The organism is Winogradskyella sp. PC D3.3 (assembly GCF_054366245.1).
The window spans coordinates 1,108,135-1,122,991 of record NZ_CM135962.1; the positions used below are offsets into that span (position 1 = coordinate 1,108,135).

General features: G+C 33.8%; 15 protein-coding genes. 8 read left to right on the forward strand and 7 right to left on the reverse strand.

Features of this window, described 5'->3' with window-relative positions; translation table 11 throughout:
* Positions 1 to 8: 8 nt before the first annotated feature.
* The 3 genes from ACXGSQ_RS04810 to ACXGSQ_RS04820 all read left to right on the forward strand — a co-directional run bounded on the left by ACXGSQ_RS04810 (position 9) and on the right by ACXGSQ_RS04820 (position 1,674).
* On the forward strand, positions 9 to 887 hold the full coding sequence (locus ACXGSQ_RS04810) for a cell division protein FtsX (RefSeq protein ID WP_458628493.1): 879 nt from the start codon (positions 9 to 11) through the stop codon (positions 885 to 887).
* Positions 888 to 1,062: 175 nt separating this feature from the next.
* Positions 1,063 to 1,386 (forward strand): hypothetical protein, encoded by a 324-nt coding sequence (locus ACXGSQ_RS04815; protein WP_458628494.1) that lies wholly within the window; start codon positions 1,063 to 1,065, stop codon positions 1,384 to 1,386.
* 33 nt (positions 1,387 to 1,419) lie between these two features.
* Positions 1,420 to 1,674, forward strand: coding sequence for a DUF3098 domain-containing protein (locus ACXGSQ_RS04820; RefSeq protein WP_458628495.1), 255 nt, complete (start codon positions 1,420 to 1,422; stop codon positions 1,672 to 1,674).
* Positions 1,675 to 1,676: 2 nt separating this feature from the next.
* Here ACXGSQ_RS04820 and ACXGSQ_RS04825 read toward each other — a convergent pair whose 3' ends face one another.
* The 4 genes from ACXGSQ_RS04825 to ACXGSQ_RS04840 all read right to left on the reverse strand — a co-directional run bounded on the left by ACXGSQ_RS04825 (position 1,677) and on the right by ACXGSQ_RS04840 (position 8,751).
* Complete coding sequence (locus tag ACXGSQ_RS04825) at positions 1,677 to 2,801, reverse strand: glycerate kinase (protein ID WP_458628496.1); 1,125 nt, start codon at positions 2,799 to 2,801, stop codon at positions 1,677 to 1,679.
* A 13-nt stretch (positions 2,802 to 2,814) separates the two neighbouring features.
* Complete coding sequence (locus ACXGSQ_RS04830; RefSeq protein ID WP_458628497.1) at positions 2,815 to 4,521, reverse strand: sodium:solute symporter family transporter; 1,707 nt, start codon at positions 4,519 to 4,521, stop codon at positions 2,815 to 2,817.
* A 167-nt stretch (positions 4,522 to 4,688) separates the two neighbouring features.
* Positions 4,689 to 5,999, reverse strand: a complete 1,311-nt coding sequence (locus ACXGSQ_RS04835) for an MGH1-like glycoside hydrolase domain-containing protein (RefSeq protein WP_458628498.1) — start codon at positions 5,997 to 5,999, stop codon at positions 4,689 to 4,691.
* 85 nt (positions 6,000 to 6,084) lie between these two features.
* On the reverse strand, positions 6,085 to 8,751 hold the full coding sequence (locus ACXGSQ_RS04840) for a TonB-dependent receptor domain-containing protein (RefSeq protein WP_458628499.1): 2,667 nt from the start codon (positions 8,749 to 8,751) through the stop codon (positions 6,085 to 6,087).
* 121 nt (positions 8,752 to 8,872) lie between these two features.
* Here ACXGSQ_RS04840 and ACXGSQ_RS04845 point away from each other — a divergent pair, with 121 nt between their 5' ends.
* From ACXGSQ_RS04845 to ACXGSQ_RS04860, 4 genes are all read left to right on the forward strand, one after another.
* On the forward strand, positions 8,873 to 9,895 hold the full coding sequence (locus ACXGSQ_RS04845) for a LacI family DNA-binding transcriptional regulator (protein WP_458628500.1): 1,023 nt from the start codon (positions 8,873 to 8,875) through the stop codon (positions 9,893 to 9,895).
* 51 nt (positions 9,896 to 9,946) lie between these two features.
* The gene (locus ACXGSQ_RS04850) at positions 9,947 to 10,738 is read left to right on the forward strand and encodes an undecaprenyl-diphosphate phosphatase (protein ID WP_458628501.1); all 792 of its coding nucleotides are present in this window, start codon (positions 9,947 to 9,949) and stop codon (positions 10,736 to 10,738) included.
* Complete coding sequence (gene truB, locus ACXGSQ_RS04855) at positions 10,739 to 11,437, forward strand: tRNA pseudouridine(55) synthase TruB (RefSeq protein ID WP_458628502.1); 699 nt, start codon at positions 10,739 to 10,741, stop codon at positions 11,435 to 11,437.
* Positions 11,438 to 11,586: 149 nt separating this feature from the next.
* Entirely contained in the window at positions 11,587 to 12,249 is a 663-nt protein-coding gene (locus ACXGSQ_RS04860) for a hypothetical protein (RefSeq protein ID WP_458628503.1), read from the forward strand.
* Positions 12,250 to 12,290: 41 nt separating this feature from the next.
* Here the strand turns inward: ACXGSQ_RS04860 and ACXGSQ_RS04865 are convergent, their stop codons facing one another.
* Positions 12,291 to 12,932 carry a thioredoxin family protein gene (locus ACXGSQ_RS04865; RefSeq protein WP_458628504.1) on the reverse strand — a complete coding sequence of 214 codons (642 nt, stop codon included), beginning with the start codon at positions 12,930 to 12,932 and terminating at the stop codon, positions 12,291 to 12,293.
* A gap of 52 nt (positions 12,933 to 12,984) precedes the next feature.
* On the opposite strand from ACXGSQ_RS04865, the gene ACXGSQ_RS04870 reads away from it, so the two are divergent.
* Positions 12,985 to 13,548 (forward strand): DNA-3-methyladenine glycosylase I, encoded by a 564-nt coding sequence (locus ACXGSQ_RS04870; RefSeq protein ID WP_458628505.1) that lies wholly within the window; start codon positions 12,985 to 12,987, stop codon positions 13,546 to 13,548.
* Here the strand turns inward: ACXGSQ_RS04870 and aat are convergent.
* Together aat and ACXGSQ_RS04880 are read right to left on the reverse strand one after the other, a co-directional pair.
* Complete coding sequence (gene aat / locus ACXGSQ_RS04875) at positions 13,529 to 14,167, reverse strand: leucyl/phenylalanyl-tRNA--protein transferase (RefSeq protein WP_458628506.1); 639 nt, start codon at positions 14,165 to 14,167, stop codon at positions 13,529 to 13,531. The genes ACXGSQ_RS04870 and aat overlap by 20 nt on opposite strands.
* A 271-nt stretch (positions 14,168 to 14,438) precedes the next feature.
* Entirely contained in the window at positions 14,439 to 14,816 is a 378-nt protein-coding gene (locus ACXGSQ_RS04880; protein ID WP_458628507.1) for a DUF3127 domain-containing protein, read from the reverse strand.
* Between the last annotated feature and the right edge of the window lie 41 nt (positions 14,817 to 14,857).

Below are 14,857 nucleotides of genomic sequence, written 5' to 3' on the forward strand. Positions count from 1 at the left end.
ATTAATTCATGGCATCATCTTTTGACAAATATCAAAAACGTAAACTCATATCGTCTTATGTCTCTGTAGTGATAAGTATCGCTTTGGTTTTATTTCTTTTAGGCTGTTTAGGGCTTTTAGTGATTAACTCCAAAAAGGTAGCAGATCACTTTAAAGAACAAGTGGTTATGACGATTTATTTGAATGATACAGCAAAAGAAGTTGAAGTCAATCAGCTAAAAAAGAGTTTAGCGATGGCAGATTATACTAAAGATGCGCTTTATGTGTCTAAAGAAGAAGCTGCCGAATTTATGAAAGCCGAAACCGGTGAAGACTTTATGGATTTTGTAGGTTATAATCCTCTTAAAAATTCAATAGATGTACATTTAAAAGCCGATTTTGTTACTACAGAACAGCTTACCGAAATTACCGAAAGTTTATCTACTAAAGCTTTTATTGAAGAGATCAGATACGATAATGATTTGGTAGAGTTAATGAATGATAACGTTAAGAAAATTACATTTTGGGTGTTAATCATCAGTGCTTTGTTTACCCTTATTGCGGTGTTATTGATTAATAGTTCTATTCGTTTAGCCGTGTATTCTAAACGTTTTATAATTAAGACGATGCAAATGGTTGGGGCTACAAAACGTTTTATTCGTAGACCATTTGTTTGGAAAAGTGTTCAGCTTGGTATTATTGGAGCATTAGTCGCTTTAGCAGGAATGGCTGTTGTATTGTATTATTTAGATCTTACGTTTCCGGAATTAGAACTACTAAAAAACAGCGTATTAATAGGAGCACTTTTTGTTGGAATTTTTCTATTAGGTATTTTAATTACTTGGATTAGTACGTTTATAGCTACGCAACGTTTCTTAAACTTGAAAACGGATCAGTTATATTATTAGTGACGTTTAAATTCAATCTACTTTTCCTGCCTTGATATTATTAATTTTTATAGATCCTTTTTTTAAGGTTTGTAAAGATGAAGGTGTTGTTAAAATGTGTCTTTCTATACTGAAGCATTAGCGTATTTTAAAAATAAATTCATTCTGTTTGCGTTAGCTCTTTAAACTATGAGATATGAACAAATCAGTTAGAAAGTCTATAATTGCCGTCGCGGTTGTTATTCTTTTGGTTTTATTGTTTAATTCTTTAGTTATTTATAATCCAAAATCGGCAGAATGTAAGATTGTAACTGTAAAAATTATTGAACTTAGAGCTGGTCCTACTTATGATATTCAGTTTAAAGATCGCAATGGAGACACGTATTATATCAATAGAGGAATAGAATCTGGTTTAAATTTAGATTCTCTTAACGTAAAAGTTTTAAATAAAACCGTTACTTTTGCACTTACCAAAAATGATTTATGGGCCATCCAAACATATAGCACAACTAGCTATTGATGACCACATAATCTATTCAGAATTTAAGGACTAATGGGAGTACAAAAACGAAAAAACGAATCAAAATCCGAATTTATCTTCGGTAAGAAAAACTATAAATTCTTATTTATAGGTTTAGCCTTTATAGCTATTGGTTTTATTCTTATGTCTGGTGGCGGAAGCGATGACCCTAATGTTTTTGATGAATCTATTTATAGCTGGAGACGTATCCGTTTAGCTCCAACGTTAGTATTAATCGGTTTTGGAATTCAGGTTTATGCGATTCTTTTAAACCCCAATAAGAAGTAATTTTATCGATTTATAAAATCTGTAAACGCTTTAGTGATTTGCTCTAAATAGCGTGTTGTATTTGCTAAGGCGTCTTCTAAATTTTTGGCTTTATTAATAATAGCATCGCTGTAAACAATTCCCATTTGTTTTAATTCTTCGGGCTGTAATTCAATACTTCCACAAAAAGCGGCTACTTTTATTTTATAAGTATTAGCAGAAGTTAAAACGCCACTTAGTGTTTTTCCAGATAGGGTTTGGTGATCTAATTTACCTTCGCCGGTAATGATCCAATCGGCATCTTTAACATAAGTGTCAAAATCTGCAATTTGTTTTATTACTTCAATACCTGGTAAAAGTTCACCATTTAAAAAAGCGATAGCTCCAGCACCCATTCCTCCTGCAGCACCTGCACCTCCTATGGTCTGAGTTTTAAGATTAAAATGTGTATCTAACACTTTGGAAAAACGTTGTAAACCCTTATCCAAATATTCAATCTCCTCTGTGGTAGCTCCTTTTTGCTGAGCATAAATATGCGCTGCTCCATGAGGGCCATAAAGCGGGTTGGTAACATCACAAGCGATTTGAAATTTTATAGACTTTAAACGTTGATCGACTTTAGTTGCATCAATTTTATAAATATTGATAAGTTCCTTGCCAATTGGTTTTACCTCCTTACCATTTTTATCTAAAAAGCGATAACCTAAAGCATGTGCCATACCAATACCACAATCGTTTGTTGCACTTCCTCCAATACCCAAAATAATATGTTGAGCACCCTTATCAATGGCATTAAGAATTAATTCTCCAGTGCCAACTGTTGTGGTATTCATACAGTTTTGATCTGCAGGTTGTAAGAGTTTCATGCCAGAAGCTTCGGCCATTTCAATAAAGGCAATTTTTGAAGTTTCGGAATATAAGAAAGTGGCTGTAACGGTGTTAAATACGGGGTTCATCACCTCGGTTTTAATGATCTCTCCTTTTAAATAATAATTGACCACCTCAATAGTACCATCTCCTCCATCTGCTAAAGGCATTTTTATAACTTTCGCATCTAATGTGGTCTTCAAAATTGGCGCGATACTATTACAGAATTCGAGTCCTGTAAGAGAACCTTTATACTTGTCTGGTGCTAAAATGATTTTCATAAAATTATACGATCTAACTTAATATGTTTGGAATGAAATAACTAACAACAAGTATCAATACGAAAAATGACATTAAAATAATGCTCTCTTTTTTTAATAGATCTTTGGTATGAAACGTATAAGCTAATGCCATAGGTTTAGCAGGTGTTTTAGGTGTTAGCTTACTTACAATGACAGCAAATACAATAGCGATAACAAAACCTGTTAAATTGTACCATATCCAGAATAAATCTGGAACGTTATAAATGCCTAGTTCAGCTAAGGCAGTATGAATTGAAATATCGCCAGAATAGAAATGGCCTTGGTTAAAGAGGTACACTAATTCGGGTAAATATTTAAAAACAAGATTAACAACGACTGCTGTTACTATCGCTGTATTCATTCCAATATGATTCACTTTCTTAAAAAATATAGCAATCACAAAGGCGGCTAGTATTGGGCCGTAAAATAAAGATGAAATCGCATTAATAAGTTCAATTACTGTACTCTCACTATTACCAAAAAGATAGGCTGCCAAAATACAAACCACTCCCCAAAAGACTACTAAACCTTTAGATAGCATCATGTATTTTTTTTCGGAAAGTTTCTTTTCTCCACTGTTAAAAAAGTCTTCAATAGTTACTGCACTTAGTGAATTAATGGTAGAGCTTAAGGAAGACATTGCTGCCGACATAATACCGACCATTAAAATTCCTATAAGGCCGTTTGGCAAATATTTGGTAATAAAAACAGGGACCATTAAATCTGGTTTAATGCCTGATTTTGCATATTCGGCAGGAAAATGAAGGCGTGTGGTTTCTCTAATACTTTCGTAAAATTCAGGAACATTACTTACGAGATATCCAATAATTAATCCCATAATACAGTAGACTAGAACCACAGGGAATCGCAATAAGCCATTGGCTAAAAGTAATTTTCTAATAGTACCTTCGTTTTTAGCAGATAGTAAGCGTTGTGCTTGTGTTTGATCGGTACCATAATATGATAAATACAAGAATAAACCACCTAAAAGCATAGGCCAAAAGCCATACTCTTCTCCGTCAAAAAATCCGAGATTAGAGAAGTCAATCACTTGAAGACGATCCGCATCAAACCCTTTAAAGGTTCCGGTATCTTTCATTAAAGAATAGCCAATAATTAAGCATATAATTAAACCCGAGAATAAAATGATCATCTGAATAGCGTCGCCCCAAACAACCGCTTTCATACCTCCTTGATAGGAGTAAACTAGCGTTACAACACTTATAATGAGTAATGTCCAGTGGAAACTGATACCAACAACAGATTGTATAATTAAAGCCATAGTAAACACCATAACTCCGGTCCCTAAAGCACGACTTATTTGAAAAACAATACTAATTAGTTTTCGCGTAGATTTTGAAAAGCGACGTTCTAGATATTCATAGATACTAACAATACCCGATTGGTATAAGGGAGGAATTATAAAAAACATAATTCCGATCATTGCTAAAGGCACACCAAACTCAAAGGTTAGCCATTTCATACCACCATTGGCTTTAAGACCTACAAATGCAGGTGCAGAAATAAAGCTAATAGCAGATAGTTGCGTTGCCATAGTAGACAAACTCAACGGAAACCAGCCTAAACTTTTACCTCCTAGAAAATAATCATTCGAGTTTTTATTCTCTTTAAAAAAATAACCCATGGCTATAAAACCAATGAGATAAACTGCAATTATTGTATAATCTAACCAATTCATGTCAATTTATTTTTAACTGTATTCTAAGCGAATTTTTGCTATTCGTGTTTTAAAATACGCATTAATATGGCATCAGTTTATCTAATACCATAAATACTTGTAAGTCTATGTCTTAAAATGTTTTAAACTAATTGTAAAATCCTTATAATAGTTTAGTTTTCTTGTGTTTAAGATTTTAATAAGTCGATTAATAAAGCCGCACTCCATGAGAAGTTATTACCTCCGTAACCTGCATTTTCTTTAATGTCTTTTCTAGAATCAAAATATTCGTAAAACCCATATTGCTCTATTAATGCAATAGAATCTTCTTTTACACGATTAGAAATATCAGTAAAGCCGTACGCTTTTAACCCTTTGTAAAGTAACCAGTTTAGGTTAATCCAAACAGGACCTCTCCAATATTTTTTAGGATTGAATCGATCACTTTCTGGATCGAAGGATGCACATAAGTATCGGTCTTCAGTACCAAATTTATCCATCATGGTTTTTACAACACTACCCGCTCTCTCTTTGCTAGGAATACCTGCAAAGATTGGAGTAAATGAAGAGGACGATAAGAATTCTATTTGCTTTTCGTTTCTAAGGTCGTAATGTACATAAGCTCCTAGTTTTTCATTATATAATTTTTCATTAAATCTCGAAACAGCTTTAGTTTGCCATTGACGCAATGTGGTTAGTTTATCTTCAGAATTACCAATGAGTTCATAAAGTTCTATCAATGCTGCATTAGATTTGATAAGCATAGAATTAAAAAGCGGATCTTGAACTAAAAATGGTGACAACTCAGCAATTTTAGCATCGTCATAATTGTGGGCTTTAGCAATTTCTATAAGATGCAAATAGTAATCGTATTCTCTGTTTGTAGGTCTTTGGGCGGCATCTACGTGAGTGGTGTCTCTACGTTCAAAATTATATTTTGGCGGATCCATAGTCTCCCAAATATCATCCCATATCGGAGAATTGTCTGTACCAGACTCCCAATTGTGATAAATGTAAACTAAACCTTCTTTATTAGGATCTCTATGCGTGTAAAAATGCTCATGGTTATTATAAACTTTATCAATATTTTGTTTTATAAAGTTTAGAATATCCTCCTTATCATCAATAATATCATAAAGTTCTTTCAGTACAAAACCTAAAACAGGGGGTTGTGTCATTCCGGTAGTTCTATGACTTTTTGAAGCTAAAGGATGTAATTTTGATAGGTGAAAATCTGGACCAGGGAAATACGTGTCGCTATCATTATGAAAAACGATATGTGGAATAAAACCATTTTCCCATTGCGCACTCAGTAAGGCTTCTACTTCGCGTTTAGCCTTCGTAGCATTGTAATGTGCAAATCCGATGGCAATAAAGCCAGAATCCCAGTTCCATTGAAAAGGGTACAACCCTTCGCACGGAATTGTAAAACCTTTATCTTCGTCAAAGTTATTATTGAGAACTTCTTCTGCTTTCTTAATTAAGTTATTATCTGTCATTGTAAATTGTGAATTTTAAAAGAAAGCATTGACATATAATCTAAACAAAATACGCCAATGCAATCAAGCTATTAATCAATCAAACTTAAAAATTAAATGTTGTTGTTAGGAAAAATCGTCTTGGTAGAATTGGGCGTCCAATGAAGAAGTCCCCATCTCCAGATTGTCCTGAAATACCTGCTCTAGGATTCCCTTCTGTAAGTCCGGCACTGTCAAAAAGATTGAATACCGAAAACCCAACTCTTAGGCTGTTGTTACCTTCTGTTTCAAATGTATATCCAGCACCAATTCTAGCGATTGTTATTGCGTCTAATTCTACATTGTTAGAATCATCTGTAAATTTTGCTCCGGTATGGTTTAAGGTGAAATTAGCATCGAGTTTACGGTTATCGTAATTTAAACCCAAAGAACCTAAAAGATTGGGTTGTCTTCCTATTTCGTTACCTTCATTAATCGTTGTGATACCACCATTTACAAGGTCTTCGGTTTGGTTGGTAGAAATTTCATGATCTTGGTATGTTATCGTCGCAGATGCTGATAAATCAGTTGTGAATCTATAGTTTCCAGTAGCTTCTAAGCCAATGGTTTTTGTAGATTGCTCACTACGTCCCTGATCTACTAACTCGCCACCTACAATAGCCTGATCAATACGAATACGATCACTTAATCCCACGTAATAGACCGCTGCAGAACCTGAGAATTTTGAAGTTCCAAACTTAGCACCAAGTTCTCCTTGAATAATAGTTTCTGCTTCATAATTCGTATCTCTAATACCAGGAGTTGGAGTAAATCCTCTTTGTTGTGGAAAGAAAAAGCCTCTCGAGAAGTTAGCATATAAGTTTGTAGATTCTGTTAGTTCATATAAACCTGCTAAAGATAAGGCCCAGTCTGTTGCTTCAATTTCTCCAGTTACAAAAGTTCCATCAGCATAACGTACATTTTGTAATTCACTTGTTAAGTCAGGATCATTGTATACCTGACTATCTGCAAGTCCACCATTTCTAAACGTTCCTTTAGTAGATTCAATACGCATACCAACATCAAAACGCCATCTGTCAAAAACCATTTCATCTGTAATATAAAATGCCGTTCTACTTTGAGTTAAGTATTTATTAGAAGTCATACCGATTCTATTGTATAACCCTCCTGTAGAATAAATAACATTGTCTCCACTTGTATTGGTGTAGCTTAAATTAACTAAGCGTGGATTATTGTTGAATTCTGATAAAACTCTATACTGGTAATTAACATCTTCTGCTTCTGTTCGAGCTAAAAAAGTACCAAAGGTATAGGTATGATTTCCGTTATCTGAATTTAGGATTAAACTCGCTTCCCCAGAATAATCGGTCATAGGTCTGATTCTATCAATATGTAAGTTTTCAACAACTAAATCACTGTTGTTTATTTGATTTCCAGAACCTCCTTGGTAAGTGGCACTATATGCTGTGTTTCCAGGTGCAATCGCATCAACATAATCTGAAATTGTAATTGGGTTGCCATAATCGCCATCACCACCAACATATAGCGCAAAACTGTGCTTGTAATTGGCATATTTAACTTTAGATTTAAATTTTAAGTTATCACTTAGGTTATAATCAAAATCGGCTAATAAATAACCACCTTTAGTATATACGCCATCGTCTATAGGACTTTCATATGCACCTCCTGGTGTTAAAAATGAGGTGTTTGCTAATTCGCCAGATAATAATTGTTCTACATCGTCACCGTCGTTACCCGCAATACGATCTCTAGAACCACCTTCTAATGGAATTGGTAAATAGAATTGCGCTCTATCGTTTATAAATTGACCATGAATGGTAAATGAACCGTTATCAAATTTTTGCTTAATATTTGCTCTTAGTTGAAACCCTCTAGTGTCTAAACCTGTATCTATAGGTCCACTATCTTTTCGTACAAAACCAGTAACGGCATAGTAAGTGTTAGAGTCTTCACTACCTAATTTGCCACCAGTATAAAAATCAGTCTTTAACCGTCCTTGATCTCCGTATTCTAAGTTAATAATATTTTCTTCATTAGAATCTCCTGTCTTGCTTGTATAATTAATAATCCCAGCTACAGAGCCAGCGCCATATAATACTGCCGCACCACCTCTAACAAACTCAACTCCTTTAAATCCAATATCCGGACGTGCATAAACATCATGAGCAGATGAGTTTAACCCAAATGTGCTCATTAAAGGCATTCCATCGTATTGAAGTGGATTAAATACATATTGTCCACCAGAAGGTAATCCTCTTACAAATAAGTTGGTTGCTGTTTCACCACCACCACCTTCGGCAGTAATACCCGGAATACTTCGTAAAATATCGGCTTGACTATTTGCAGAAAGTTTTGTTATTTCTTTTTGCTTTACTGAGCTGATAGACATTGGTGTATCTTTTTGTGATCTAAACGTAGAAGATGCTGTAAGTACAACTGTATCCAAGGTATTGGTTCCTTCCGCTAAAACCACATCTACAGTAATAGCGCTACCATCACAATTAATTGTTTTTTCAAAAGTTTCAAATCCTACGTAAGATACTTGAATCATTTGTTCTCCTGATAAGTTAGTGGTAAATGTAAAATTTCCATCAAAATCAGTTATGGCACCCGAAGTGCTTCCTTTAATGATAACATTAGTACCCATAATTGGCATACCAGATGCATCAGTAACCTTTCCGCTAATTTCTGTTTGCGAAAAAACAGTAAACGCACTTATGAAAAGAGCGAATGCAAGTAGAGATTTTTTCATTTATTTATAGTTTTATTGTTATTTGAGTAAATCTATTGTCAAATTGTTAAGTTTGTGTCAAAAATATTACGAAATTAATACGCAAACGTTTGCGGTAACGTTTGCATTAAATAGATTTAAGTTGAAAAGTAAAATTCCAACCTTAAAAGAGATTGCTGAAAAGTTAGAATTGTCTATTTCTACAGTTTCGAGAGCATTAAATGATCATCCAGATATAAGTGAAGCCACAAAAAGGCGGGTCAAAGATTTGGCTATGGATATCAATTATATTCCTAATATTTTCGCAAAAGGTTTTAGAACACATAAAACAAATATTATTGGTGTTATTGTGCCGAGTATTACTCACTATTTTACAACAACATTGATGCGAGGTATTTTGGAGGAAGCATCACTTCAAGGTTATCGTGTTATTGTTTCAGAATCGAATAATGATATCAATAAGCAAACTGAAATGCTAAATACGATGATTCAATTTGGTGTTGACGGAGTCTTAATGTCTTTATCAAAGATGACGAGAGATATAAGTTCTATATTAAAAGTAATGAATACGCTTCCTTTAATTTTATTTGATAAAGCATCTAATAAAATACCTTGTACTCAGGTGGTAATAAATGAAGAAGAAGCGGCTTATAATGCTGTAGAGCACCTTATAAATATTGGTAAAAAGAGAATTGCAATTATTAAAGAGTCTGAATTTTCATATAACTCTGAAAAACGTTACGAAGGATATTTAAGAGCTTTAAAAGAACACAATTTGCCAATTGATGAAAAGATAATACTTAGTGTTGATGACATTTCTATTAAACAAGGTAAAAGGATGGCTAACGTTTTAATGAGTTTAAAACAAAAACCAGATGCAGTTTTTGCCATAACCGATGGTGCTGCTATCGGAGTCATTAAAACTTTAAAGAAGCTCAACGTAAATATCCCCGAGGAAGTTGCTGTTGTTGGTTTTAGTAATTCTATAAATTCTACCATAATAGAACCTATGCTCACAACAATAGATCAACCCGGTCAGAAAATTGGAGCTACTGCGGTTAAATATTTAATTGAAGAAATTAATAATCCTAATGATGCGCTTATTAATAAAACGATAGCAATACGAAGCCATTTAATAATTAGAGAGTCTACATTTAAAGTTTGATAAATAACATTCATTTTACTTACTTTTGCGCGGTATAGATACTTTTACCATATGGAAATTATAGACGCTATTATTTTAGGAATCATTCAAGGACTTACAGAGTTTTTACCTGTATCATCGAGTGGTCATTTAGAACTTGGAAAAGCGATACTTGGTGATAGTTCTGTGCCTAAAGAGAGTTTGCTTTTTACTGTGGTACTTCACTTTGCAACAGCATTAAGTACCATTGTGATTTTTAGAAAGGATATCCTTCAACTTATAATGGGGGCTTTAAAGTTTGAATGGAATGAAGATTTACAATTTATATCAAAAATTGCCTTGTCCATGTTGCCTGCCGTTATAATAGGTGTCTTTTTTGAAGACGAATTAGAACAACTATTTAATGGAAATATCTTGTTAGTTGGCTGTATGCTTATCGTTACAGCAGTATTACTATTCTTAGCAGATAAAGCAAAGGATACACAAAAGAAAGTTTCCTTTTCTAACGCTTTTATCATTGGTATATCTCAAGCGATTGCCATGTTACCTGGTATATCGCGTTCTGGAGCTACAATTTCAACATCGGTTTTATTGGGTAACGACAAAACTAAAGCAGCCCGTTTTTCATTTTTAATGGTGGTGCCTCTAATTTTTGGTAAAATAGCAAAAGACCTTTTGGGAGGTGAATTAACATATGATAGTTCTAATTTTACAGCGTTAAGTATTGGTTTTATCGCTGCATTCGTCGCAGGTTTATTTGCTTGTACATGGATGATTTCTTTAGTTAAGAAAAGTAAACTATCCTATTTCGCTATCTATTGTGTTGTGGTAGGTGTTATTGCTATAATTTGGTCTCTCGTATAAATGAAAACTAAAGAAGATTATTTAAGTGGACAAGTCTTACTAATAGACAAACCGTTAACATGGACCTCTTTTCAAGCGGTTAATAAATTGCGTTGGGAAATTAGACATGCTTTTGATATTAAGAAGATTAAAGTTGGTCATGCCGGAACTTTAGATCCATTAGCGACAGGTTTATTGGTGATTTGTACTGGTAAAATGACCAAGCAAATCAACATTTTTCAAGGCCAGGAAAAAGAATATACCGGAACTTTTGTTATTGGTAGTACAACACCTTCTTTTGATTTAGAAACTGAAGTTAATGAAACGTTTCCTACAGACCATATTACCGAAGAATTAATTCAAGATACAATTCCCCAATTTATAGGTAAAATTGAACAATATCCACCTGTATTCTCTGCAATTAAAAAGGATGGAAAACGTTTATACGAATTTGCAAGAGCAGGTGAGGAGGTTGAAATAAAATCAAGACAGGTTGAAATTACTGAATTTGAGATTACTGAAATCAGAGGCTTAGAATTACATTTTAGAGTGGTGTGCAGCAAAGGGACTTACATTAAATCTTTAGCGAACGACTTCGGAAAAGCCTTAAATTCTGGGGCATATTTAGCATCATTACGACGCACACGTATTGGAGATTTTAAAGTGGAAAATTCGCTAACACCAGAAGATTTTATAGCTAATTTACCTTCTAAAGCGTGATTTAACACCGGTTTAAGATAGGTGCTTAATCTATTTCTTCATTATAGTCGTATCTATTAATAGACTAAAACTATTTTATACTGAATTTTGTTGATCAACATAAAGCCGCAATAATAACATTTCTTTTAGCAGGAATTGTTGTCTTTGGTATGTTCAGTCTACAACTGAAACTTCAGGATAATTTAATTACTGAAAGTTATTATTTAATAGAGCCAGAACCTGAAAAAACAGAAAAAGAACTTCAGGATATCGAAGCTGAAAATGGAAAATCTACTAATAAAGCATTTAACGAAGACGAAGAGTTTAAAGAGATGATGCGTAACTTTAAAACCGTTAGCGCTAATGATTTTGAACGCACAACAAAAGCGATAGAAGAGGCTAAAGCAAGTGAAGTACAAGAAGAAACGAGCATAACAAAATCGTATACTAGCAGTAGTGCTTATGCTTTAAATTCAGAAGAAACCCAATCTTACAAAAAATTACAAGAGGAGTTAAAACAGCGCCTTAAGAACAAAAAACTAGCAGATGAACATGCAAAAGCCAAAAGCACATTAACATACTCTTTAAAAGGGAGAACCTTAACCTATTATAAAACCCCACGTTATTTATGTGAAAGTGGTGGAAAAATAGTGGTTAGCATAAGAGTGAATAACGCAGGTGATGTTATAGAGGCTTACATAAATGGATCATCTAACTCCGATAATCAGTGTTTAATAGACCACGCCATTGCTTATGCCAAATCAGTTCAGTTTGATACGTCAGACAAGAAAAAGCAACTAGGTACTATTACCTTTTTGTTTAAAGGGAAATAATGTAGTGGCTTCGACTTCCCTCAGCCACCAAAATTTCTTACTTATTTTAATAAGCTAACCAAATCTTCAATCGTAGATTGACCTTTATCCTTATTATACCAACGTTGTAAATCTTCTTTAAACTCTGGAGTTAACATACCGTGTTCAGCTTTATAAGCTTGCACCATGTTTGTCGCAACGGTAGGTCGTGGTCCAAAGGTGTTTAAAACAGCATTAGTTTCAGTATCTAACATTATTAATTTTGGAATTGATTTACCTCCATTAGTTAAAAACTGATCCATTAGTGCTTCGTTTTCATCTCTTAGGACTACTTTATAATCAATATTATCGTTGAGCTCAGCGACTTTATTAAAAATGGGCATAATATGAGCAGCATCTCCACACCAACTTTCAGAAATGACTAACCAAGTTATTTTTTTATCAAAATTTTTAATTATGCTTGTCATGTCTTCAGAAACTTTAGCCGTTTTATCCCAACGTCTCATACGTCTGTCGTTTAGTTGTGTATATTCAACTAAAGCCTCTGTTTTGTCGTTTCCCGTGGTAGATTTTTCTTCTACTAATTGGGTTACTAGGTTTCTGTATTCAGTATAAGTCATACTGTTCTTAAGACTTTCTGAAATAATATCTTTTACTGTAATTGTGTCTGTTTCCATAGGATAAAAATAAGAATCTATTGCCATTTTTTATGCAACAGTTGTTACATTAGTAGCACTAATTTATATTCCTTACAAGATGACTAAAAACAGATGTGGTTGGTGTGTTGGCGATCCGTTATATGAAGCATATCACGATAAAGAATGGGGTGTTCCGGTCTATGATGATGCCACGTTATTTGAGTTTTTAATATTAGAAACTTTTCAAGCAGGTTTAAGTTGGATTACGGTTTTAAAGAAACGCGATAATTTTAGAAAGGCTTTTGATAACTTCGATTATAAGAAAATTGCCAATTATACAACTTTAAAAGAAGAAGCATTATTGCAAGATGCAGGCATTATTAGAAATAAGCTGAAAGTAAAGGCGACAATAACCAATGCACAAGCTTTTATGAAAATTCAGGAAACGTTTGGGTCATTTTCCAAATACATTTGGGATTTTGTGGATGGTAAACCGATAAAGAATCGTATTGAAAACTATAAAGATGCCCCAGGAAACACCGCTTTAAGTGATGCTATAAGTAAAGATTTAAAAAAACGTGGTTTTAAATTTGTGGGTTCAACGGTGATTTATGCACATATGCAAGCCACAGGAATGGTAAATGATCATGAAGTGTCGTGCTTTAGATATCACGAGGTATAAGATAATTAAGAAACTCTGCTCTAGAAATGTTTTTGGCGCCTAAACTTTCGAGATGGTTAGTGTGTATTTGGCAGTCAATTAAGTTATAATTAGAGTTTTGGATAAAGGTTATAAACCCAACTTTACTAGCATTACTTACTTTAGCAAACATGCTTTCGCCACAGAAAACAGCACCATTAATGTCTATACCATATAAGCCACCAACTAAGACTTCGTTTTGCCAAACTTCAACCGATTTAGCGTAACCAAGTAGGTGTAATTTATGATAAGCATTTATCATATCGTTAGTTATCCATGTACCATGTTGGTTAACACGTTTGGCTTGAGCACAATTTTCTACGACGGCTTTAAACGCTTTATTTGTTGTCACTTCAAAGTGGCCTTTTTTTAAGACTTGTTTCATGCTTTTAGAGACTTTTAAGTCCTCTGGAAATAGAACAAACCGTGGATCTGGTGACCACCAAAGTATGGGATCTTCATCTTGATACCATGGAAATATGCCTTCAGAATACGCGTGTAATAAGCGTTCTGCAGACAAATCTCCTCCAACCGCGAGAAGGCCTTCAGCAGAAGCTTCTGATACTTCTGGAAATTCAATTTTGTGAGTTAAAAAGTGCATATTTAAAACTGTGATGGTATTTCCGCCGTTAAAATTAAGGTTTTAGCTTTGATGCTAATAGATTTTTGTTGATATTTGAGTTGATCTTTATGTGATAAATTTGTTCATCATTGCTTTTTTAAGTTTGTATGTAAAGGTCAAACCTAAAACCAAAGTACTAAGTCCTGATTAACCATCAGGACTTTTTTATGATATATAAAGTGATAAAACAAAAAAAGACCTATTTTAATTAAAAACAAGTCTTTTTTATATGTGTTTAATCTTTCTTTTTTTAGAAAGGTAAATCGTCGTTATCACCTTCATTTAAATCATTAACAGGCTCAAAAGCTTCTGTTGGTGGTACAGGAGGCATATCTCCACTTGCAGCTTGCGCTTGCACAGCTTCAATTCTCCAACCTTGTATAGAATTAAAGTATTTAGTTTCACCTTGTGGGTTTACCCATTCTCTACCTCTTAAGTTAATATTGATTTTAACTTGCTGACCTACTTGGTAGCTGTTTAGTAAATCACATTTATCTTGAACAAACTCCACCATAATGTGTTGTGGGTACTGCTCTTCTGTAGTCACTACAATCTCTCTTTTTCTAAATCCATTACTACCAAAGGTTTGAGTCTCACCTACCATCTTAATTCGTCCTTGTACTTCCATTTTTGCTTAATCTATAAATTTTATAATACTTAATTTTTTTT